We start from the raw sequence: 23,922 nt of genomic DNA on the forward strand, positions 1-23,922 counted from the left end.
CGCGACCCAAACGAGTACAAGGCCAACAATCACGAATAAAATCATAATCGCCTTTTCATCTTCTTCCATTTTTCAACGCCCTAAAAGCTATTTCAATTAATACACCTTAGGTTATCAGGACAAAAGTCATATTCAGCTCGTTTATAAGGAACTAGCGTCATAGAATGTCGGATATGGGATACAGCTCAAAGATTGCTCTTTTCAAAATCACGTCTGCTTTGGTTGAATATAAGTAATGAAGCCAAAGAGTTCGCAATGCTCACTAAGTCTTTGATTAACCAATATAGTACTCTGTGGTACCTCAACACAGAGACAAATGGTGTAAAGAAAAATTGTGATTACTTACAGCAAAAAATCAGCTATAAAAGCCGCTTTCTAGATATCGTCGAGATGAAGAAATGAATGATTGGATCCAATTAGAGCAAGTGAGCCAGTATTTCACTACGGGCTCCCTCGGTTACAAACTATTGATGGGCATTTTTGTCCTGATCGCGTATCGCATCCTGAAGAGGATTGTAAATAGAGCCATCCTAAATTTGGCAACAACGAAAGGTGTAAAAAAGGCTCGTTTGAGTTTTATTCAGCGCTGTTTCAATGTCGCGCTGCTATTTTTGACCGCCTCTATTTTTGCCATTATCACAGGTATTGGCTATGGCGATGTGTCTTTGTTCCTATCGTCCATTTTTGCCGTATTAGGTGTGGCGTTTATTGCGCAGTGGTCAATTCTGAGCAACATCACTGCCAGCTTTTTGATCTTTTTTGTCTTCCCATACCGAGTGGGTGACCGAATTAAAGTCGTAGACAAAGATGAAGACATCTGCGGTGAGATTCAAGAAATCAGCATGTTTCACGTGTTAATTAAGCACGACAACGGTAACTTGATCACTTACCCAAACAACCAGATTTTGCAAAAAGCAGTGCTAAAACTGGCGAAAAACAAGCTAGAGCCAAGTAAAGTAAAATCTCGGATTTATACTCGCAGAAAGAAATATGACCCGTCCTGATATGGGTTGACACTTTTTAACTAAAACGCTCGATGTACTTCATCGGGCGTTTTGTATTTTAAAGCCGTATGAGGCCTCATTTGATTATAGATATCTACGGACTCTGCTACCATCGTCCTTGCTTCTTTCAGATCTTTCGGTTTCTTCAGCAAGAGCTCCATTTTGAGTATCCCATTTACACGCTCAGCTAAAGCATTCTGATAACAGTCATACCCGTCAGTCATTGAGCAAGTCACTCTATGTTTCTTATGGATATCTTGATATTCCTTCGAACAGTATTGTGAACCTCTATCTGAGTGGTGTATTAGCTTTTCTTCACTCTGCCGTTGCCTGAGAGCTGAGATAAATGCCCGCTTAACTGATTGAGTTTTCATGTTGTCATCCACATAAAAACCAACAATCTTCCTTGAATAAGCGTCTGTAACCAAGCTGAGATAACTCTCTCCATTTTGAGTTGGCAAGTAAGTAATATCAGCAACCCACAGTTGTTCTGGCTTCGTTGGTGTCAGCCCATCTTTCACTTTGTTTGGGTGACAGAAAAATCGATGACGGCTGTCAGTCGTTCGGTGATAGGCTCGTCTTGCTCTCACTAACAGCCGATGCTTTCTGAGAAGTTCAAAGAGCTTATCGCGACCTATTTGAATGCCCTTTGTTGCTGCTAAGAACTTCAGTTTACGCGTGCCAATGCGTGGCTGCTTCAGCCTGACTTCATGGACAAAGCCAATGACAGCATGCTCATGATGTTCACAACGAGATTGAGTTTGGCATTGCTTATAATAAGCTTGGCGAGAGATTTGTACTAACTGACAAAACTTCGTAACGCTCAAACCTACTATGGTTTTCTCTTGGACAACGCTTCTTTGTGCTTTTTTGTCACTCTAACACCATAGTCACGTTCCATAACGTTCACGACAGCTTCAAAGAAGTCGGCTTTGAGTTGAGCATCTTCGAGCTGCTTCTCAAGCTCTTTAATACGTTGCTCTGGTGTAGGAGGTGAATTGAACTCGGCCATAGAGTCTCCTTTGGACATAAAGTTAGGTGTCCCTTTAGACCAATCTAGTCGACCATGCTTACGAAGCCAAACCAAAACCGTAGAGCAACCTTGGATGCCATACTTCTCTTGGGCTTGTTTGTAAGTGAGGCTTCCCTTTTCAACCTCATCAACTACAGTGAGTTTAAAAGCGAGGGAGTAATCGCGCTGAGTTCTTTTAGTTGTTGATTTCATAACACTCTCCAATTTTGGGTGTGGAAAGTGTCAACCTTATTTAGGACGGAACAATAACCCACTAAAAAGCCGATGTATCTACATCGGCTTTTTTAATACACTTCTTTTTAAGTTTTAGTGTTGACCTCAACTTAGCTTGAGGTTTTAGCCTTAGTCGCACGATTAAAAATCAACAATGAAAAAAGGAACCATTGTGTCCAAAATTGCGATTATTTATTTCTCTAAAACCGACGTTACTGGTCAGCTTGCTCGCGCGATTGCCGCAGGCCTTGAACAACAAGGCATTAAGCAGCAAGATGAATGTGAAATCCTCTCTCACCGAATTGAAGGCAGTGAGATTATTGAGGGACGTTTTGTGAACCCTAAACTAATGGATGAACTTGCTGAGTGTGATGCGATTATCTTTGGCTCACCGACCTATATGGGCGGTGTAGCAGCGCAGTTTAAAGCATTTGCAGATGCAAGCAGTGAATCTTGGTATTACCAAAAATGGGCGAGCAAAATCGCGGCTGGCTTTACCAGTGGTGGGGCAATGAATGGCGACCAATCTTGCACATTACAATATCTACAAACGCTCGCTAACCAACACGGCATGATGTGGGTCGGGTTGGATAAGATCAGCAATTCTGGGGAGCAAAACCTGAATCGTTATGGTGTACAAGGTGGTATTGTTGCACAAGGTGGTGAAGGTGGTCAGTTGCATGCTTCTGATGTTGCAACGGCGGAGTATCTTGGCAAACGAGTCGCTATGCTCGTGAATAAGCTCTCCACTCGCTAACAATAAAAAGAAGCCCCGTAAGATACATCTTCGGGGCTTCATATTTATCGCTTGTTTTGAGCGCTACTTCTTGATGTAGAGGTCTTTCGAGTAGATACGACCTTCTACGTTGTTCTTGGCAAAACCGCCAACCGTAGGACGAACCAAACGCGCTTGCATGTAGTAGTAAATCGGTGCGATTGGCATATCCGCCGCCAACAATTGCTCGGCTTGATCATAGAAACCTTGGCGTGCTTTCTCATTGGTTGCAGCCAATGCACTGTTCATCGCGTTGTCGTACGCTTCACTGCTGTAACGTGCAAAGTTACCCGAAGAACCTGAGCGAAGTAAGCTCAGGAAAGTAGACGCTTCATTGTAATCACCACACCAGGAAGCGCGCATCACATCGAAATTGCCTTGTTTACGCGCCACTAAGTATGACTTCCACTCTTGGTTTTCTAACTCCACGTGTGCACCGAGATTTTTTTGTAGCATCGACGCTATCGCAACCGCGATCGATTTGTTTGCCTCACTGGTGTTGTACAACAATTTAAAATCGAGCGGCTTGTCTTGGCTGTAACCCGCTTCTTTTAACAACTGACGCGCTTTCTCGTCACGTTGTTGCTGACTCCACTTACTGTATTCAGGCGGCGTCGCATCAAACCCTGCGGTGTACTGATGCGCAAAAGTATAAGCAGGAAGGTTGCCCACTTGCGTGACACCATTCGTAATCACATCGCGCATGATGGAGTACGACACCGCTTGACGCACTCGCACATCATCAAATGGCGGACGAGTGGTATTGAACGCGTAGTAATACGTGCACAATAATGGCACCACCGTGTAAGCCTGCTTGTAATCTTGTTTAAGCTTCTGCGCCATATGAGTCGGCACATCTGACGTGATATCCAGCTCTCCTGCCGCATAACGATTGATCGACGCGTTTTGGTTTTCAAACGGAATATAAGTCACTCTGTTTAGATGCGTATCTGCGCTGTCCCAGTAACTTGGACTCTTAACCAGTTCAATGCGCTCATTCACGACCCACTCATCCAATGTGAATGCACCGTTGCTAACAAATTGGTCTGGATCACTCCACGGCTTGTCGCGGTTTTCCACTGTCGCTTGATGCACTGGCATCATGGACGTGTGCCCAGTCATAGCAACAAAGTACGGCACTTGACTGTCCAACTCAAAACGTAGGGTGTATTTATCCACTGCCTTGATACCGAGATCGTCCAAAGGCTTTTTGCCCTCTGCTACATCGGTGATGTTTTTGATCTTGGTGAGTTTGAGATACCAAACATTTGGAGAAGCGGTTTTCGGATCTACCGCTCGGCGCAGTGAATAGACAAAATCATCCGCTGTCACAGGCTCGCCATTCGACCATTTCGCGTCTTTGCGCAAGTGAAAAGTAAAGGTTTGGTTGTCGTTGGTTTCCCATGATTCTGCCACACCGGGAATAATGTTTCCGTCACGATCTTGAATCACAAGCCCTTCAAATAAGTCACGAATCACATGCATTTCTGGCAGACCTTCGGCTTTCGCTGGGTCAAGCGTCGCCGCCTCTGCGTCATTCGCACGTACTAAATGCTGTTCTGCGGCAAGTTGAATGCCTTTAGGTAAGGTCTCCGCAGCAACTGATGTAGCAAGAAAAGGGGTGAATAAAGAGGAAATCAGCAACGCCGTTGAATGTTTTTTAAAATCCATATCGTTTTTCGTTCTCCTAACGAGTCTTGTGAAGCAAATTCCACAATTAACATTTCAACCGTTGACGAGTTTAAACGGTTCAGTTTAGCTAGGTGTAATTAGCTTAGATATTGATACTACTTCATCAATCAGGAGATTACGGTGAGTCTAATTCCAAGAACGGAAAGAGCGGCATTTTTAATTCGGCCAACATCATACGGTCAATCCGTGCTTGGTGCGCCATTACTGTATTTTCCGGCTCAAGTCGAAAGTGCTTCGCGAGGTTTGATTTTGGCAGGCACTCACGGGGACGAGACGGCCTCGATTGCAGGTTTGTCCTGCGCGCTAAGAAGCTTGCCTGCTGAAAACTTACGACATGATGTGATTCTGTCAATGAATCCTGACGGCAACCAACTAGGCACACGCGCAAATGCAAACCAAGTGGATCTCAATCGCGCGTTTCCAACCCAAAATTGGACTGAGCATGGCACAGTGTATCGATGGAGCTCTCACACACCCGTTCGAGACGTACAGGTGAAAACTGGCACTAAAAACCAACTAGAGCCTGAAGTTAGCGCATTAATTAACTTGATTGAACTGCGCAAGCCAAAGTTTGTGGTGTCGTTTCATGAACCGCTTGCTTTTGTGGATGATCCCAAACATTCCGACCTTGCCAAATGGCTCGGCGAGCAGTTCCAACTGCCAATCGTTGACGATATCGACTACGAAACACCCGGCTCATTCGGCACTTGGTGTAGTGAACGTGATTTACCTTGCATCACGTTGGAGTTACCAGCGATTTCTGCCGATCTCACCATTGAAAAACATCTCTCTGCTTTTATTGCTTTGCTGAGGCACGATCCGGATCTCTAGTCCGCTGTTAAACAAGCGATCATGTGAGGATCTGTTTGATGTCGGTACTGATATCGCTGATCAACTGACGGGCACTGTCGTCTCTTTGCTGAACCAAGATGATAAACAGCAAATCGGTGATCACGTTTTGCGCGGTACGCGAAGCAATGGATGAGCTGCGATGTTCCGTTTCATTGGCAATCGTATCAAACGTAATATCGGCAATACCGCGCAAGCGACTTCTTCCAGGCGCAGATAACGCAATCACCTTCGCGCCCTGTTCTTTTGCCGCTTCTGCCGCGACGAGAATTTCTTTGCGCTCACCCGAAAACGAGATTGCGATCTGAACATCTTCTGGAGAGAGCGTGCGGGCAACAGCAATCTGCACGTGGCTGTCTTGTTCAGAAAGCGCCGTAATACCAAGTTTAAGCAGTTTAAAGCTTAAATCCTTCGCGGTCAGTGCAGAGCCCCCAATCCCGACCACTTGCACTCGACGCGCTTCACTCAACCATTTCACCGCTTGGTGACACGCTTCATAAGACAGCGCATTGGTGGTTTGAAACATAGCGTCGGTTTTTGCTTTCACCAGTTTCTGTGAAATAACCGCGATGGGATCATCTGCCAAAATATCACTGTGCAACGGTGTCGACTGCATCGCATGCTTACGGCCAATCTCTTCATTCAGAGCTAACTTAAACTCGCTGTAGCCTTTAAAGCCAATACGCTGAGTAAATTTCACAATGCTCGATTGACTCACTTTTACTTGCGCCGCAAGTTCTTGGCTGGTGAGCTGCGCTGCCTTTTCTGCGTTTTCAACAATCCAATCGCCGACCAAACGACCACTTTGCGAAAGCTGAGTACGCCTCGCGACTATCTTATTGATAACTGACACAACAAAAACCTCAAAAATTTTAAATAAATTATTCCAAAACAAAAATAATAAGAGTTTGATTTAACCCCCTGATTATTCTAACCAAGGCAGTTAATCCTGGATGTAATAGACGTATATTTTCTCTCATTATTCCAAATTTCTCCTGCATAAAGAATAACCTCAAGTGTGATTTTTATCACCAAACCTGAATATTTTATTCCATAAAATCGCCCTCAGATTGAACATTACGAAGAGTGCAAAACATGAAAATTGATTTAAGCAGATTGGTGACAGAAAGCCGTAACCCAGCCAGTGCCGAGATCGATACGCTTTCGACCATCGAGATGCTGCAAGTCATTAATGAAGAGGATCAAAAAGTCCCGCTCGCGGTAAAAGCGGTGCTACCACAAATTGCAGAGACAGTTGACGCAATTACCCAAGCTTTTGCAAATGGTGGCCGTTTAATTTACATGGGAGCTGGTACGTCAGGTCGCTTAGGCATTCTTGATGCAAGCGAGTGTCCTCCTACCTACGGCACGCATCCAGATATGGTGATTGGCTTAATTGCTGGTGGGCATCAAGCGATTTTAAAAGCGGTAGAAAACGCAGAAGACAACGCGAAAATGGGTCAAGACGACTTAAAAGCACTTCACCTCACCAAGCATGACGTGGTTGTAGGCATTGCAGCGAGTGGCCGTACACCTTATGTACTAGGTGGTTTGGACTACGCTAAATCCATCGGAGCCACGACCGCATCTATCGCCTGTAATCCAGAATGTGCCATGGCAGAAGCAGCCGACATCGCGATTCTGCCGATAGTTGGCGCAGAGGTTGTCACTGGATCTTCTCGCATGAAAGCCGGCACCGCACAAAAACTGGTGCTAAACATGCTCACGACAGGCGCAATGATTCGTAGCGGTAAGGTATTTGGCAACTTAATGGTGGATGTAGAAGCCACTAACGCCAAGCTCATCCAACGCCAAACCAACATTGTTGTGGAAGCAACCGGCGCATCAAAAGAAGAAGCAGAGCGAGCATTAAAGGCCTGCGGTCGCCACTGCAAAACCGCCATCTTAATGATTTTGGCCGATTTGGATGCCGAACAAGCCAAATCACGCCTCGCCGCGCACAACGGCTTTATTCGCGCAGCACTAAATAATAACTAAATAATCCGAGTTCTGAAGGATAGACCCTATGGCAAAAATAACTTCAAACACAGTATCGCAGTTGCTGTCCGCAGTGGGTGGCAGTAACAACGTAAGCAAATGTGGTAACTGTATGACGCGTTTGCGTTTATCGCTCGCCAACAATGGTTTGGCTGATCAGTCTGTTATCAAGCAAATTCCCGGCGTAATGGGTGTGGTGGAAAGCGATGAGCAATTTCAGATCATTCTCGGTCCCGGAAAAGCTCAACAAGCGGCTGAGATGATGAATCAATTGATCAACAGCTTAACTTCTGGTGACAGTGAAGAACCAGATATGCCGCAACAAGATCTTTCTGCCGTCGCGGCCGAGCAGAAAAAACAGATGAAGAGCAAGCAAACCAGTGCGGTTCAGCGTTTTTTAAGCAAGTTTGCCACTATCTTTACGCCGTTGATCCCTGGTTTTATTGCCGCTGGTTTGTTGCTAGGTTTTGCGACGTTATTGGAACAAATGTTTGTTCTCGACCAGACACCAAGCCAGTTTATGTTGGATTTGATCGCCTACATGAAAGTCTTTGGTAAGGGTCTGTTTGCTTTCCTAAGTATTCTGATTGGTTACAACGCGCAGCAAGCATTTGGCGGCTCTGGTGTTAATGGTGCCATTCTCGCCTCTTTGTTTGTGCTGGGTTACAACCCAGAGGCGACATCCGGCATTTACTCTGGCATGAACGAGTTTTTCGGCTTTGCGATTGATCCGCGCGGCAACATTATCGGCGTACTTTTAGCAGCGATCATCGGTGCACAAGTCGAGCGTAAGGTTCGTCAATACATGCCAGATGATCTGGACATGATCTTAACGTCCGTTATCACTCTGTTGATCATGGGTGCGGTAACCTTCTTGATCATCATGCCAATCGGCGGCGAGCTGTTTAAAGGGATGTCTTGGTTATTCCTCAACTTGAACGATAACCCATTAGGCGCTGCAATCTTGGCAGGTTTGTTCTTAATTTCTGTGGTATTTGGCATCCACCAGGGTTTTGTTCCAGTGTACTTCGCATTGATGGAAGCACAGGGCTTTAACTCACTATTCCCTATCCTGGCGATGGCAGGTGGCGGTCAGGTTGGCGCGTCAATGGCGCTGTATTTCAAAGCCAAAAAAGACGCTCTACTGCGCACTCAAGTTAAAGGCGCTATTATTCCGGGTCTTCTAGGCATTGGCGAACCATTGATTTACGGCGTGACATTACCACGTGTAAAACCATTCGTTACCGCTTGTATTGGTGGTGCTGCGGGCGGCTTCTTTATCGGTTTAGTTTCTTACCTTGGCTTACCAGTTGGTCTTAATACGGTGTTTGGCCCGTCCGGTATCGTGGCGATTCCTCTCATGACATCTGAAAATGGCATCTTCCCGGGCATGATGGTGTTTGTTGCTGGCCTGCTTATCTCTTATATCGTTGGCTTCCTCGCGACTTACTTCTTTGGCTGCAAAGACGTCGATTTAAGCTAAATCATTCTTCCCCTATAGGAATGGACTAGCTCGCGCCCTTGGCAAACAAGGGCGCACCCTCTCTCTACTTCACGATAATTTTTCTTATTCCGTTACTCGGAAGGGGCTTTGTCGTACCTAAAACAATAGAAATGAAAGGTCGTTAATCATGAAAAAGCACATTTTGACTCTACTTCTCCCTACATTGATGGCATCAAACGCAATGGCAGCGCAGCTGTATCAAGCGGAAGATGGGTCAGTTTTAAATATTTACTCTCGTCTTGGTTTCAATGTCACCAGTAAAAATAACGAGCACGGCGATGCAAATGGCGAGTTTGATGGCCGTATTGGTTTAAACGGTTCACAAACCATCAACGAGTACGCGTCGATCATCGGCCAAGCGCAATACCAAGTGGGTGCCGCTGAATACGCAAACCAAGTAAACGACAAACCGTCTCTGACCGCACGTTATGTATGGGCGGGTATTGATGCGAAAGATTATGGTCGCATTACTGGTGGTCGCGTGGCATCTGGGTTGATTATGTTTACCGACATTGGTGATGTGTTCGCCTCTTCCGATGTTTCTATGGCGCGCCAAGCGAATAAAGTCGACAAAACCGCAACGCAAGTTTTCCGTCAAGATGGCACGCTGCAATACCAAAACAGCCTAGGTAATGTCGATTTTTCTGTCGCGTACATTTTAGGAAACAACACTTCTGAGCTCGACTACGGTTACAACGCTGCACTGCGTTATACGCTAGACATGGGGAATTTGGGTACCTTGGCACCAGTGATAGCGATGCAGAAGAATAAAGGTGATGCACGTGAAAGCAACGACACCGATTACACATTCTGGGGTGCAGGTACGCGTTACTACCTAGGTGATTTGATGTTGGGTGCGTTGTACTCGGAAGATGAACTAGAGGGCTATTACTCACAAACCAGTACCGACAAAGTGATGGAACTAACGGCGGTTTACAGTGTAAATGACAAATGGGCACTGCGTGCTGGTTATCGTTCTTTAGAAAATAGTGATGGTGACGAGCTAGAGCTGAAAGATACAACGCTAGAAGTGCAATACAAACTGACGCCTCGTTCTTCTATCTACACAAACTACGTTGATCGTAACGGCTCGCGTGGCTACAGCAATGGACAAGAAGTCTCGTTTGGCGGTGCACACGCAGACGAAAGCTACTACCACTTAGGTCTCCGTTACGAGCTGTAAGCACGATACTTAATGTAAGTTAGCTGAATCCATGAGCTTCTTCTATGTCCGGTCAGTAGTTATTGCCTTTAATGCTGATTTGAAGAAGCTCACCCTCGCAATATGTTTTCTTCGTTACCTGTTTTAACCAACACGCCTGCATCAGGGAGGCTGGTGACAGTAGCTAACAATTTTCCATCAACAAAGTGCAATGCCGCATAATCGTGAATGCCATAACAAGTGATGCTCGGTTGAGAACGAGCAAAGGCTTGGAAAACCTCGAACTTCTCACCTACATGAGAAAAATGTGCCGCAGCCAAACCGTCAATAAATCCAAGACAACGCATAACTTGGTATGCTTCGGGATCACTGTCTGTCACCGCAAACTCAAACCAACAAATTGCACCTGCGCTCATGCCACAAATGATGATGCCTTGTTCATAACACTGCTTGAGTATTCTATCGATTCCCCATTCGCGCCAAATGGCCAACATCGAACGCGTATTACCGCCACCTACGTAAATGATGTCTTGTTCAAATAGCGTTTCTTTCCAACCAGCTTCAAACTTAAACAGCGGAAAATGGGTCACGTTTTCACTAAGCTTCGCATCGTAAAAACGTTCAATCACTTCATCAGCATCTCCCGTGGCTGTAGGTATAAAACAAATGTTTGGATTCTCCTTACAAGACAAAGACAAAATGTATTGATCGAGCGGGCTCGGATTCTCTCCCATCATCCAGCCCCCACCGCCAATCGCAATACAGTGTTTTCGCATTCCTTTGCTTCCTCAATTGTTGCTAAGTTTGTTGTCGCTATTCGCCGACAGAATATATGTTCCTAAAGTGTTCGATGAACGCTCGCGTTCTTCTTGGTAAGTGCTCACGTTTTGGGTAAAGCAGATAAAGCGGCAAAATCGCATCCGTTTGCCATTCTGGCAGCAAACTCACGAGTTGTTCTTTTTGTGCAGGGTCGAGTTTAGCCAGTGCAAATTCATCTAACATGGCTACACCACAGCCAGTCAAAGTAGCATCCAACATGGACTGGACAAGATTAAAACTCAGCGTACTTTCTAACTCAATGCTGCACTGCTGTTGAGTTTGCTTATGCGTAAACGTCCACTTGTCTAACACCAAGTCACGACTTTTATAAAGGATGTGCTCTAAGTCACCAAGCTCCTCTGGCGTACTTACATTTGGTTTATCAGCTAAATACGAGCGATGAGCGATCGGTTTACAGTGTAAAGTGCGTAGCTGATGGCCGACGTATCCCTCTGGGGGAGTATCGGTAAAGTAGAATGCGATATCAAACCCAGCCTCAATCAAGTCGAGAGGTGTCTCTGTGAAGATCACTTCAACACTCACTTGTGGATGTTGCAATCGAAACTCGATCAATGTTTGGCTGAGTAACGCAGCTCCGAAAGAAGCGGACGCCGCTATTCTCAATTTTCCCGATACGATCTCGTTTGCCATGACTTGCTCATTGATCTGCTCAGCGCCTTCGAGCAGTTGCTTTACCTGCTGATAAAACCGCAAACCATCGTAGGTCAAATTAAACTGGCGCGTAGTTCGCTGAATAAGCTGCACCGACAATATGTCTTCAAGCTGTTTAAGTTGCCGACTTACATGCGCATTCGAACAATTCAGTCGCTTTGCTGCACCAGCAATACTTCGTTCCTCACACAAAGCGACGTAAAGTGGTACGTAGCTGAGCCATTTTATTTCCATACAGTAATTCTGAATCTCTAAAATCAAACTACTGGAAATAATAGAAAGCCTCTAAACTCTGTACAACCTAAATTTGAAAGGATGAGTTATGAGTGTTTTCGACACGTGGTTAAAAGGTCAAGTCATTAAAGATCACATCACTAATCCCAATATCATCGTTGGCGATTACAGCTATTACTCGGGCTTCTATCATCAAAAAAGCTTCGAAGAGCAAGCGGTACGCTACTTGTTGGGTGACCCCGTCACACTTCAAGAATGGCAAAGTAGAGAACCCGATAGCATCGACAAATTAATCATTGGCAAGTTTTGTTCCATCGCTTCTGGAGCCACCTTCATGATGGCAGGAAACCAAGGTCATCGCATTGACTGGATTTCGACCTTCCCCTTCTCTCCTGAAGAATTTGGAGAAGGCGTACAAGACGGTTTCGAGCGTGCCGGAGATACAGTGGTGGGGAACGATGTTTGGATTGGCAGTGAGGCGATGATCATGCCCGGAGTAAACATCGGCGATGGAGCCGTCATCGGAGCACGCGCCGTAGTGACGAAAGACGTGCAACCTTATTCGGTGGTGGTTGGAAACAACCAAGTCGTACGTCAACGATTTAGCGATAAAGAGATTGAGACTCTACTCAATATCCATTGGTGGAACTGGCCAATAGAACACATTAAACAAGCAATGAAAGTAATGTGTAGCAGCCAAGCCGGTGCGCTTGCGGACTACTATCAAGAGCACATTGTCGATTTGTAGATAAACAAAAGCCCACACATCTTGTTGCGACGTGTGGGCTCAATGAGTAAGAAAGCTTAAACCGCAGCGACGTCCTCTTCTTCCAAGTTCGCCGAGACTTTAATTTCGTATTGATTGAAACGGAACGAACAACCGCCATGAGTGCGCTTTGTCGTTACTTGTTCGTCGCCAAACTGCACCGTCACGCGTGTGAAGACACGCTCTTTGGCTTCGACAATATTTTCTTCTAACGCGACTTCAAAGTCATGTTCCGTTTGTTCTAGCTTTTGCTTTATCGCTTCAAGCTGCTCGTTGTTTTGTGTTTTCATCACGTCAATCTGAGCTTGTTCTTCGTCGGTACGTTCGGCTTTAGGACGTTTCTTAAATTCGAGCTCTTTACGAATCACATCCATCGTTCCTTCTTGAGCGCGTTTGTATTGATCTTTGAGCTCTGCTAATCGCTCCTTAAATGCAGAATAGCGCGCAAACGCTTCTACCTTTGTGGCGGTGTCGCCTTCTACGCCCAATTGTAAGCACACCACTTTGCCACCGACTTTTGCATCTCCGCCGCTGAGCGTACCGTTCCTACCGTTCGCATCCAGCACCGTCAGATTGCGCCGACAAACAATATCGTTATTCATACTGTGCACCGCCAACTCAATATCTTCGCCGGCTTGCAAATCACAATATTGGGCGTAGCTGGCACGAATCGAACCTTTGGCTTTGACGTGACAACTCTTTGGCTGGCCATCACTCACGGTGTGGCCAATGATCCCTTTACCAACTTGAATGTCGTCTTGCGCTTGTACTTCAGCCGATTCAATGAAGCCGCCTACAGTAATAGAGCCCGTCGCTTTAACAATCATTCCGGATTCGATGTTGCCACCGATAATCACATTCCCTTTGAATTTCACGTGACCTGTATTCACGCCAACGCTATTGAGACAGAGTGCGTTATCAACTTCAATGGTTTTGTCTTTAATTAGAGGCGTACCGGATACCGATGCAATCAATAGGTTTGGGTCGTGCTTGCTTATCTCGGTGCCCTTGCCTGGCTTCATTGGGCTGTCTTTTCCAGCTTGTGGAGGAATCACTCGCCCTTGAACAGTAAAACCTGGCGTACCTTTGGTCGCAGGCGTGCGGCGCATCACCTCATCGCCTACGTCAACCGCGATAGTTTCACCGAGGTTACGTAAATCAATTTTGTCGCTAGCAGATTGGCCGTCTTTGGGTTTGAGGATGCGTTTGGTGATGTCTTTAACGAGAGGAGTAAAAAGAGCGTCTTTGCCTTTGATAGGTTGCTTACCAACCGCTACAGGTTGAGAAAAAGTTTCGCCGGGTTTGAGCTGAGTGCTGACAACCAACACTTTCTTCAAAGCCAGTTTGTTGATGCCTTTCGAAACTCGCGCTTGAGCAAGGGCTTGAACAATCTCGGGGCCACGTAAACCTCGGCCTCCGTACGCACCGACAACGTTCATACTGGCGAGCATGTCATTATTCGATAATTCGACCTCAACTTGCGCGTTGCGTTTTTCCGCAATGACGATGCCTTCGTAAGCTTCGGCTTTACGTTCTTTGGCGCAGTTAATGAACCTAACGACTTCCCCCTCAACAACAAACATCCTTTCAGCGTTCATTGCGACGAGCTGCTCGTTTAATTCATTTTGATTTAGCTCACCACCGAGGTCCACTTCTCCCGGAAGACGGGCTATCACCTTGGTCTTATCTTCAGATAACTCAAGACACAGCTTCCACATACCCTTACCACTTTGCTTCCCATCAACACTTTCAGTCTAACCAAATCCGTTTTCTGAACAAACCTCGCATTTCTTATTATAGGGCTCACGTCACTAAAGAAAGTAATCCATCAATAACGGTTAAACCGCATATTAAGAGAAAACTCGATTTAACCTAAAGCTCAATCAAAATACACGCTGAAACAAAAAGGAGCTGGATTTACAGTGTAAAATCAGCTCCCAATAATTTCATTTACAGTGTAAATTTCCCTTTATTGTTTACAGTGTAAATCGCTCCAAATGTGTCTTACTTCGTCCCTTAACTGCTGCTCAACTTGCCTTCTTCCAGGTAAACCAAATTGCTGAGCACATTCAGTCCAACTACGGTTAAGAAAAAGCTTACTAATCATCAAGTCGGAAACAGAGTTCAAACCTAAATTAAGTAACCACTGTTGAAGCCACACAGACACAGACTCATAACTGTTACCACCATCAGCATAACATTCAATTAGTAATAACTTAGCGGGATGAAGTGGACTCATTCCCAAAGGTTGCGGCAATAGAGCTCGAAAAATAGGGGCTTCTAATTTTGGATAGACGTCAGCCACATTGTTAGACAACATTTCTTCAAATAGCGCCTGAGATTGGTCGACCCAAGCCGTCTGTTGGGAATCACAAGGTTTGACCATCAAGACTGAATAACAACCGCTAGCAGCATCGCGCATTGACCCTAAGCGAATTGTACGGAAGTTCGATTGTCGCCAGAAATAGAGCAACTCTTCCGTCGCACCAAAACTCGTGGATAAGTAGGCAATGTGTTTAGCAGCCATTTGCTCAAGTTGCTGCAGAATTTTTTGACCAATGCCTTTGCCTTGCAATGCTGGATGAACCGCAATTCTCATGACTCGCAGCGTCGATAGATTCGCGACATTCGGGAATCCTAGGTGGTTTGCAATCGTAATTGGGGCTAAGTGTCCTTTAGGACGACGCTTACCAAGCTGGATTTCTTCAATCAATTCATCGTCAAGGCCCCCCTCTTCGACCGCTAATATCACCCCCACAACCGCATTATCTTGCTTAGCAAAATAGAGCTGACTGTTGTCGTCTTGCAAAAGGTGAATCAAATCATTCGGCGAGGTCTGATAATGAGCATTCACCAAAAGAGCGAAGCACTCACGCAGCAAACTAGGCTGCGATATCAAATTGTTCTTATCGGCTTTAGAAAGGGAAATTGAGTCGACCTGTTTAAGTTGATGGTGCGTTAACTCCGCATCCAACAAAAACGCGTCATAGAGCCATGATTCAAGCGCATCATTCATGCTCCAGCGGATGGGCTGTGTCATGTGCCATGTTTTCATTCCCGAACGCTGTTTCTGAAGCCAATCAACAAATTTAATCGTAAAGCCCCGGCCACAACCTTCATAACCATGAACAGTCGTAGAAAAAACGAGTCGATGATAATGTTCGGTAATGCTTTTGAGCATAGGAACTGGAGTTGCAGCCGCTTCATCGACAAGTAACAAATCACATTCAGGTCGACTCAATAATAGTTCATCTGGAGCAATAAATTGAATGGCTCCCTGCCCTGATTCTAATCTGTCCTTCTTAATACGCTGTGCGCTAGGGAGTAAACGTAAAGCATGTTGGTAAACAGGCTCAACGGCTTTTATAGATGGTGCCGTAATTAAGATTCTAAGCGGCTTCTGCTGTAATAAGTTCGCACACGCAATTCCGAGGGCACTTGTTTTTCCACGTCCACGATCAGCGGTCAAAATTAATGGTCGCTTTCGATGTCCTGTCACCACCTTTTCAATTAGAGAAATGGCATGTTCTTGTTCCGTGTAGTGGCTTTCTTTTTCTGCTTGCTTGATGTCTGGAGCCGTTGGCAATGGTTTGTCTTGCTCAATAACAACGAACTTCTCCCATTGTTTGTGCATCCATTGCTGAGCAAAATTCGCATTTTGTCGCAGCTCAGTAATGACAATAAGAAAACCGCCGCCAACCAATGAGCCAAGCGCGGCGGTAAAACTATTGGCGTCAAAGCCATTTCGAGCATCAAACAATAGAACGTCACACTCTCTGCCTAGCAACATGTGCCCTTGTTTAGACGAAACACTGGATACGTTTTTCAAACCAAAATAACCAACAGAAAACCAACGTTGATGGCGCTGCGTTTTATGGAACTCTGACATCAACGCATTTTGCCAAGAAGCCTCCCCTTGAATGACAACACCAATCCTTTGGAAAGATTGGTGAGCTTGATGTTGAAGTGATGAAAGGAAATCAGATTGTGTCTGCATTTTGTCTATCCAACGTTGAACTGACGCAATGGTATCACATCTTTAATTTGACGCTTCTCAGATATAAAAAAACCGCCCGGAGGCGGTTGATTCAATCATCATTTGTTATTGCAGTTTGGTTTGTACAAACGCAAGAATCTCTTCCATTAAGCTGTCGTCAACTTTCTTCAAGTTCAACGCCAGGCTGCTACCTTTTCGGCTATAGCTTGCTCGACCTTTAACTAAGTCGACTTTTTCCGTCTTCTTACCAGGTTTTGCTGGTGCAAGTTCAGTAATCCAATTTTCGATGCTTTCCGTGACTTCTTTTGTCAGACGAGCAACGCCTTGAGCAGTGCTTCGCTGCCACAAAAACCCTTCGCTAGAGCGACATTTATCTAACAGCTCTTGCTGCTGCTCTGGCGTTAGCGTTGAAAACTGTTTGTGCAGTTTCACGATTGTTGGGCGACCGAGATCGCCAACATTCGGATACGCTTGAAGCAGTTCTAACGGTAATGCTGCGGCTTTTAAAGCGCCACTTACCAACGCTTCACTGCACTGGAACATTTTTGCCAATGCTTTCTGATCCTCAGCTTCACCACTATCAAGCTTAGCCTGCATCTCTTTCCCTTTTTCATATAAAGAGAGCGGCTTGTGAGCATTTGCCACATCAGACAAAAACTTAGCATGGTCAGTATTAATGTTGTCAGCAACATAAACCAAAAAGTCTTGTTCAGCGAGGATACAAGACATGCGACGACGGCTACCATCTAAAACTTCAATCTTGCCATCTTCAGTTCTACGACCCACTGCTGGATATTGTTGGCCACGCTCTTTGAGTGTGACTAAAACATCAGATAAAGCATGTTCGTTTAAGAACGATTGCTCACGAGCGTTATCAACAAATACTGTTGTTTCTGTCGCAACTTTATTTGCAGGAATACGCACAAGTTCAAACTGAACAATATTTTCACCTGCAACTGCTAGTTCAATCGTTTGAGCTTTCTCTTTTGCCGCAGTTTGCGCCTCTTGCGGAGTCACAACACGACGCTTATTCGTTTTGCCAAATAATTTCGCGTTTAATTCAGACGTTTTCAAAGCCATTTACTTATTACCCCTGATTCAATGACGGCCAATTAGAGTGCAGCACACGCTCTAATTCCAGTGCGCTTTTATGAACAGCGTCTTGCGCGGTAGCTAGTGTCTTCTTACCGCCTTCAAAATCGCTTACTGTCAGATCAAATACTGTGCTGTAGGTATCGGCACAGGTTTCAAACGCACGGCTACGAGGAATAGTAGCCATCATAACTTGGTCACCTAGAAGATAGTTCATTTCAGTTAAAACAGAAACTTGCTTCTTATTGTCGTCCTCAAACATGGTTGGCATCAAGCGAACAAACTCAAGACCATTCCAGTCCTCCGGGAACATTTCATATACCGTAGGCAAATGCTGGAAGAAGTTTACTGTTGAAGCCCAGTCCAGACGCTTAGCCGCACAAGGAATTAGCAAGGCATTTGATGCATACATCGCATTCCATACTAATGGGTCAACGTGTGGACCGGTATCAATCATAATGATATCGAAGTCATCAGCAATTTTATCAATCAGTTGCTCTTTCAGCAGACGGACGATATCGAGTGATGGGTCTTCAGATAGCGTTTGCCATGCTTCCGCATTAAACATCGCGTCTTCTGGAAACGCTGAAATCGACTTTAAGTTCGGATATTGCGTTGGCAGCAATACGTTTTTACGTAAAAATTCACTGTCAATTTCCACACCATCAGGCACGTTACCCAACATAATGTCTACCGCAGAATAGATATTATCATGCTCTGCCATGCTGATTTGCGGGTTGAGGAATAAACGTAGCGAGCCTTGTGGGTCTAAGTCGATTAAACAAATACGGTATCGTTTATCCAAATTTAGCGCTAAACATGCTGCTAAATGAACCGCGGTCATTGATTTACCTGTACCGCCCTTTTGGTTCTGCACATTAATAATCCAAGGTTTGTTACCTGAATTCTTTTTACGCTCATGAAATTTAGGCACTTCAGCCGCATCCATGAGCATGTGTGCTTCTTCTAACGTAATTGAATAATGATTCGCGTTGTTTTTGGTAAATTGATGCCCAGCGGCTTCCATTTTACCAATCGCGTCGTCGAGCTTACGGCGAGTTAGACCAGAACGGGTTTCCATCATCGCTTTCGACATTGGTGGGAAGTAGTTATCGCTTCGCTCTTCTAAAACAATTTCAATACGGTCAGCTTGAACCTGCTGAGTCAGCTCCGCTAACTCAAGAAGGTTTTCAATCGTTTTTTCTCTTTTCATGCCAAATTCCGTTGGAAGGATTTATAATTGCAATTGTACAGCAGTAAAGACCAAAAACAACAAAAAGGTGCACAAACATTTTGAATAACCATCACATAAAAAAACACCCAAATCGACGCTTTTATGATTTATGGTCAAAAAGATAACTATTTTTAATCAAATAATCTTCTCATAAGTGGACACCTAAACTTAAAAATAAAAAGTGTTACAGCGTCACTCATTTACAATGTAAATCAATTTTCTACCGGAACGATTATAATCTTAAGCTAAATTACGGATTATGTTAGACCAACCTAATTTAAACGAAAAATAGTAAGTAATATCGGAACAATAAAGACCTGAACACCTTGATCATGTCTCCGAACAAAATAGGGCAGTTCTAGCGAAACATCTATGGAAGTATGATCAAGGTATACTTATGATCATGCTTCCGTGTTAATAAACAAATCCGAAAGCATGATCATGGCAAAATTGAGCAGAGTACGGTGTAAACACGCAAATAAAATAAGATCCATTAATCGGAAATATGATCAAGCCTTAGAATCTCTCGGAAGCATGAGTTTTCTTCTCTGATTTACGGTTGAGTGCAGACAGAATGGGGGATTGAGCAGAAATTGACGGTATAGAAGCCGGAACAATGAAATTGCGCAAGTTGCTATGATAAATCACACTCTCATGATCATGCTTCCTGTAAATAAGCAGAGACTAGGATTTACTTCTAAATATGAGCGACTTGAATGTATTTTAATCAGATGAGTGATATCTCATCAATATGGGTGCCAGAACGATAGATATATTGGCTCTTGATCATCGATCCGAGTATAAATAACATTACCAATGCACAATATAATCATCGTGAAGATCATTATTAAATACTGCATCTGTGGATAACCTGTAAAAACATCATGATCATCGTTTCAAGACTCTTTTGATCATCTTTTCATAACCTTAATGATCATGCTTACGAATAAATATGATCATGCTTTCAGGTTATTGTTGATCATACTTTCAGACTTCTTATGATCATAGTTCCGAAATACATGAAAATAATAGCCTTATAGAACAAAAGCTTAGAGAAAAACTCCAAGCCAGATCATTAGATCATATAATCAATTAAGATCAGATTAATCAAAAAGATCAGTTATTTAAAAAACAATCTTTTTTCTTTATTTATGATCTGTTTTTCTTTATTCTTCGGAACCATAGCACAACTACGGCTAGTGTGATCTGGATCTAAAATGACGGCTGATGAAAAAATTCTGATTAAAGCACCGAGAAGCCACAAAGATGGCCATCTTTTTGAGGTACATGAATCCTCTGCGGATTGGGTAGAGCAGTACCAACATTTCAAAGGGGTGACCAAAAGCATCTTAGAGTTGCTTAATCTGATCTCATTACGAGGCTTCAGCAGCAAGGATGGTTTGGTTTCAACCACAGAGATTGTGGAAGCAACAGATGGGCAACTCACACGCGCAGCCCTGCAACAACGTTTGCGCGCGGCAGTAAATATTGGTTTATTTACTCAAACTCCAGTGCGTTTTGAAGAGGGACTTGCTGGTAAAACGATGCTACATAAATTTGTGAATCCCAATCAGCTTATATCTGTGTTGGGAGCAACAAGTCTTGTTACCGACAAAGTTCGCCAGAACGAGAAACAAAAACGTTCGAAAGCATTGGCTCAGACTCAAGTAAACAAACGTTTGTTGAATGAGCACGGGTTAAACACACCTCCCACGATGAAAGATGAAGCCGATCAATTTGTTGTATCTCCAACAAATTGGGCTGGGATCATTGACCAAGCACTTGCGCCACCAAGAACTCGAAAAAGTTATCAGAAATCCATGGTGTCGATCTCTGGCACAAAAGCCGTTATCGAGACGCGATCATCCAAAAATATCATGACTGTGGATGATCTCATGACCCTGTTCGCTCTCTTCACGTTAACGGTTCAGTATCATGATCATCACAAAGATCAGTATCAGCTTGATGCGGCTCACGTACCAAACAAAACGCCGCTATACATCACTGATATTTTGTCGCTCAGAGGCAAAAAAGACAGTGGTCCAGCTCGTGATTCCATTCGCGATAGCATTGATCGCATTGAATTCACTGATTTTCAGCTCCATGAACTTACTGGACGTTGGCTAAGTGAAAACATGCCAGAGGGCTTCAAAAGTGATCGTTTTCGTTTTCTTGCTCGAACCATCACGGCCTCTGAAGAGGCACCTGTGGAGGGAAGCGATGGTGAAATTCGTATCAAGCCAAACTTATATATTTTAGTTTGGGAACCTTCGTTCTATGAAGAGCTGTTAACGCGCGATTATTTCTTCTTGTTTCCGCCAGAGATCTTGAAACAACATACTTTGGTGTTTCAACTGTACTCTTTCTTCCGTAGTCGCATGGTTCGTCGTCACACGGATTGCATGCTACTGAGTGAGTTAAACCAGAAACTTGCACGTAACATTGAATGGCGACGTTTCTCCATGGATTTGATCCGAGAACTAAAGCGTTTGTCTGATGGAAAAGGGAATGATGATCTATTCGTCGTTAATTTGTGGGGTTATCACCTGACGATCGAAACCATGATCGAAAATGACAAAGTGATGGACTACCAGATCGACATCAAATGTGATGTCGAAGAGGTCTTACGTTATTCGCGAGCGCGTACAACCAACGCAGGTAAGCGCAACATGGCGCCTACGCTGCCAAACCCGCTTCGTAATGAGATGGTAACCCGACAGCAGCTTGAGGAGCTCTCAGGCATCATAGACGGCGAATTTGAGCCCATTCAACGCAAAGCACCGTCTCCAAGAGGAAATTTAGGGCGACGCGTGAAGCAAAGAAAACATTTGGTAGAGATCAATGCTGATGAGATCACCATTACTCTATCTAAATATACCTCACCAGAGGCTCTAGAACGCAGTATAACGGCTTTGTCTGCGATGACAGGGCACTCGTATGCCTCAATCAAAGAAGAGTGCTCAGATTACATAGAGAAGCTCGATTGGCTAAGGGTAGGGGATGAGCCGATTCCTTATGAGACATTAAGTAAAACCGTCGAGCTGTTTAACACCCAGAACGATGTTAAGCATCTTACCATCGAGCGCTTGATTGCGGGGTTAGCGGTGCGTCGGAAAGTTTGTCGTCAAATCTTCGATGGTCACATGGATGAAATGGTATTTCGTGCCTTGGATGAAATGGCGATTTAAAAGTGTCGCTTGATGTGTATCAAGCTATAGGTGTGATGTATCGGTTTGAAATGTAACAATGTCTTTCGATGATAAAAAACAGACTTAACTCTTACAAACCACTGACATTAGAAGCCAAGCCTAATACTACTATTTATCCCGAATAGACAACCTTTTGTCCTTTCTGATGATTAATAGATTGGCTCATATTGTTACATTCATTCTGAATAGACTTCGCGAGTTTCTCCTCAGGAAACTCGCTTTTTTTTGCCTAAAATTCCGCTAATTAAGCCTTGATCATTTTTCCGGACTAATGAGGTAAACCTTGATCATGCTTCTTGGGTTCATTCCAATGTAATGAACGCATCAACGCAACATGTGATTCGATTAAGCTATGGGCTTGTTCCTGCCACTTGTTTTGATCACACTGCTGATTACAAAACTCTAACGCCACAACGGTGAGATGCTGAAGTCGTCTCAAACACCAATCTTTGATCAGAATATCAGTCGAGACTTGGCATGCTGCTTGTTCAAGCTTTGCACTCGTATAAAGCAAGGTTTGATATGCTTTCTGAGGGTCTTGGTAGCTTGCATGTTGAAACACGCGTAAACATCCATCCAACCAGCAAGCAATCGCTTTACTTTGAAGATCACTCAATTCGGGTCCAAACACGTCATCAGGCACCTGATATAAGATCGTTTCCAATTTTTCTACTTGATCATGTTTCCGCTGTTCGTACCACATGGCGATTTGATCTTGCCAAGTACTCAAATCCATTACGCTGCCTCAGTCCATTGTTTTACATAGTGATTTGGCCCTATTTGATCAAATTCGTCGACAATTATGCTGCTACGTTGACGAATTTCATCGGCATCTATCGAATAGTTTGGCTCATTTTTCACTAAGTTACCAAAAGGTAAGTCAGGATCAGGAACGGCAGAAATCAACAGCTTAGTATAAGGATGCTGCGGATTCTTAAGTATTGAATGAGTGTCGCCCCATTCAACGATTTGCCCTTTGTACATTACTGCGGTTTCTTCCGCGATGTAGTGCGCAGTCGCCAGATCATGAGTGATGTATAAAAAACCAATTCCCAGTTCTTGCTTCATTCGTTGCATTAAATTCAACACTCCCAAGCGAATAGAAACATCCAGCATAGACGTAGGCTCATCCGCAAGAATGATTTGCGAACCTACCGCTAAAGCCCTTGCTAAGTTTACTCGCTGACGTTGCCCACCACTGAGTTCGTGAGGGAACTTATTCAATGTCTCTTCAGGTAGTTCCACCAGCTTTAGAAGCTCTTCCAAGCGGGCTGGGATGTCGCGCTCGTTTTTGACTTGTTTATGAATTTTCAAAGGACGCGTTAGGTGATGGCGAATGGTATGAGTTGGATTGAGAGAGCCAAACGGATCTTGAAACACCATTTGTACTTTACTGCGATATTCTTGTAGAGCCGATCGTGACGTGATCTCATTTATGTCAGTGCCATTGAAAAGGATCTCGCCTTCCGTTGCAGGATAGACTTTGGTTATTAAACGAGCGCAAGTACTCTTACCGCAGCCTGACTCTCCAACCAAAGCCAAGGTTTTTCCTGCGTACAGATCAAAAGTCACTCCTTGAAGCGCACGAAAGGTTTCCTCTTTCGCTAAACCACCGCCCACTTTGAATTCTTTAATCACATTTTTCATTTGGATGATAGGCTGGCTCATG

General features: G+C 44.4%; 19 protein-coding genes. 8 read left to right on the forward strand and 11 right to left on the reverse strand.

Annotation, left to right across the window (positions count from 1 at the left end; translation table 11 throughout):
- Window positions 1-398 precede the first annotated feature (398 nt).
- On the forward strand, window positions 399-1,004 hold the full coding sequence (locus UQW94_RS05475) for a mechanosensitive ion channel family protein (protein ID WP_258650571.1): 606 nt from the start codon (window positions 399-401) through the stop codon (window positions 1,002-1,004).
- Window positions 1,005-1,024: 20 nt separating this feature from the next.
- Here UQW94_RS05475 and UQW94_RS05480 read toward each other — a convergent pair.
- Window positions 1,025-2,229, reverse strand: a protein-coding gene (locus UQW94_RS05480) for an IS3 family transposase (RefSeq protein WP_086013821.1) whose coding sequence is annotated in 2 segments (ribosomal slippage) — window positions 1,025-1,878 and window positions 1,878-2,229 — 1,206 coding nt in all. Because the reading frame shifts where the segments join, the coding sequence is not laid out codon by codon here.
- Window positions 2,230-2,422: 193 nt separating this feature from the next.
- Here UQW94_RS05480 and UQW94_RS05485 point away from each other — a divergent pair.
- On the forward strand, window positions 2,423-3,007 hold the full coding sequence (locus UQW94_RS05485; protein WP_025521460.1) for a flavodoxin family protein: 585 nt from the start codon (window positions 2,423-2,425) through the stop codon (window positions 3,005-3,007).
- A gap of 63 nt (window positions 3,008-3,070) precedes the next feature.
- Here UQW94_RS05485 and UQW94_RS05490 read toward each other — a convergent pair whose 3' ends face one another.
- The gene (locus tag UQW94_RS05490) at window positions 3,071-4,696 is read right to left on the reverse strand and encodes an ABC transporter substrate-binding protein (RefSeq protein ID WP_322142069.1); all 1,626 of its coding nucleotides are present in this window, start codon (window positions 4,694-4,696) and stop codon (window positions 3,071-3,073) included.
- 141 nt (window positions 4,697-4,837) lie between these two features.
- Here UQW94_RS05490 and mpaA point away from each other — a divergent pair, with 141 nt between their 5' ends.
- On the forward strand, window positions 4,838-5,548 hold the full coding sequence (gene mpaA / locus UQW94_RS05495; protein ID WP_033907251.1) for a murein tripeptide amidase MpaA: 711 nt from the start codon (window positions 4,838-4,840) through the stop codon (window positions 5,546-5,548).
- Window positions 5,549-5,567: 19 nt separating this feature from the next.
- Here the strand turns inward: mpaA and UQW94_RS05500 are convergent, their stop codons facing one another.
- Window positions 5,568-6,419 carry an SIS domain-containing protein gene (locus UQW94_RS05500; protein ID WP_053303962.1) on the reverse strand — a complete coding sequence of 284 codons (852 nt, stop codon included), beginning with the start codon at window positions 6,417-6,419 and terminating at the stop codon, window positions 5,568-5,570.
- A 242-nt stretch (window positions 6,420-6,661) separates the two neighbouring features.
- Here UQW94_RS05500 and murQ point away from each other — a divergent pair, with 242 nt between their 5' ends.
- The 3 genes from murQ (at window position 6,662) to UQW94_RS05515 (ending at window position 10,251) form a co-directional block, all read left to right on the forward strand.
- Window positions 6,662-7,564, forward strand: coding sequence for an N-acetylmuramic acid 6-phosphate etherase (murQ, locus tag UQW94_RS05505; protein WP_053303963.1), 903 nt, complete (start codon window positions 6,662-6,664; stop codon window positions 7,562-7,564).
- Between the two features lie 28 nt (window positions 7,565-7,592).
- Window positions 7,593-9,047: a PTS N-acetylmuramic acid transporter subunit IIBC gene (murP, locus tag UQW94_RS05510; RefSeq protein ID WP_322142070.1), complete on the forward strand. Its 1,455-nt coding sequence runs from the start codon at window positions 7,593-7,595 to the stop codon at window positions 9,045-9,047.
- 148 nt (window positions 9,048-9,195) lie between these two features.
- Complete coding sequence (locus UQW94_RS05515) at window positions 9,196-10,251, forward strand: porin (protein ID WP_017821879.1); 1,056 nt, start codon at window positions 9,196-9,198, stop codon at window positions 10,249-10,251.
- 89 nt (window positions 10,252-10,340) lie between these two features.
- On the opposite strand, the gene UQW94_RS05520 is transcribed toward UQW94_RS05515, so the two are convergent.
- Window positions 10,341-11,006, reverse strand: a complete 666-nt coding sequence (locus UQW94_RS05520; protein WP_017821878.1) for a peptidase E — start codon at window positions 11,004-11,006, stop codon at window positions 10,341-10,343.
- Window positions 11,007-11,043: 37 nt separating this feature from the next.
- On the reverse strand, window positions 11,044-11,955 hold the full coding sequence (locus UQW94_RS05525) for a LysR family transcriptional regulator (protein ID WP_085569464.1): 912 nt from the start codon (window positions 11,953-11,955) through the stop codon (window positions 11,044-11,046).
- A gap of 88 nt (window positions 11,956-12,043) precedes the next feature.
- Between UQW94_RS05525 and catC the strand changes: the two genes are divergently transcribed.
- A complete protein-coding gene (gene catC, locus UQW94_RS05530) occupies window positions 12,044-12,703 on the forward strand; it encodes a type C chloramphenicol O-acetyltransferase (RefSeq protein WP_322142071.1) in 660 nt (219 codons plus the stop codon).
- Window positions 12,704-12,759: 56 nt separating this feature from the next.
- Here the strand turns inward: catC and UQW94_RS05535 are convergent, their stop codons facing one another.
- The 4 genes from UQW94_RS05535 to UQW94_RS05550 form a co-directional block, all read right to left on the reverse strand.
- Window positions 12,760-14,439: a DUF342 domain-containing protein gene (locus UQW94_RS05535; RefSeq protein ID WP_115386882.1), complete on the reverse strand. Its 1,680-nt coding sequence runs from the start codon at window positions 14,437-14,439 to the stop codon at window positions 12,760-12,762.
- A 251-nt stretch (window positions 14,440-14,690) separates the two neighbouring features.
- Window positions 14,691-16,718 carry a tRNA(Met) cytidine acetyltransferase TmcA gene (locus tag UQW94_RS05540; protein ID WP_322142072.1) on the reverse strand — a complete coding sequence of 676 codons (2,028 nt, stop codon included), beginning with the start codon at window positions 16,716-16,718 and terminating at the stop codon, window positions 14,691-14,693.
- 105 nt (window positions 16,719-16,823) lie between these two features.
- Complete coding sequence (locus UQW94_RS05545) at window positions 16,824-17,798, reverse strand: ParB/RepB/Spo0J family partition protein (protein WP_005374504.1); 975 nt, start codon at window positions 17,796-17,798, stop codon at window positions 16,824-16,826.
- A gap of 7 nt (window positions 17,799-17,805) precedes the next feature.
- Window positions 17,806-19,023: an AAA family ATPase gene (locus UQW94_RS05550; RefSeq protein WP_005374503.1), complete on the reverse strand. Its 1,218-nt coding sequence runs from the start codon at window positions 19,021-19,023 to the stop codon at window positions 17,806-17,808.
- Between the two features lie 1,238 nt (window positions 19,024-20,261).
- Here UQW94_RS05550 and UQW94_RS05555 point away from each other — a divergent pair.
- On the forward strand, window positions 20,262-22,232 hold the full coding sequence (locus tag UQW94_RS05555) for a replication initiator protein RctB domain-containing protein (protein ID WP_017635223.1): 1,971 nt from the start codon (window positions 20,262-20,264) through the stop codon (window positions 22,230-22,232).
- A gap of 289 nt (window positions 22,233-22,521) precedes the next feature.
- Here UQW94_RS05555 and UQW94_RS05560 read toward each other — a convergent pair whose 3' ends face one another.
- Together UQW94_RS05560 and UQW94_RS05565 are read right to left on the reverse strand one after the other, a co-directional pair.
- On the reverse strand, window positions 22,522-22,989 hold the full coding sequence (locus tag UQW94_RS05560; protein ID WP_047102478.1) for a hypothetical protein: 468 nt from the start codon (window positions 22,987-22,989) through the stop codon (window positions 22,522-22,524).
- Entirely contained in the window at window positions 22,989-23,921 is a 933-nt protein-coding gene (locus UQW94_RS05565; RefSeq protein ID WP_017821873.1) for an ATP-binding cassette domain-containing protein, read from the reverse strand. Before UQW94_RS05565 ends, UQW94_RS05560 begins: the two co-directional genes overlap by 1 nt.
- Window position 23,922 lies beyond the last annotated feature (1 nt).

Source organism: Vibrio sp. PBL-C16, from assembly GCF_034321865.1.
Taxonomy (GTDB): domain Bacteria; phylum Pseudomonadota; class Gammaproteobacteria; order Enterobacterales; family Vibrionaceae; genus Vibrio; species Vibrio alginolyticus.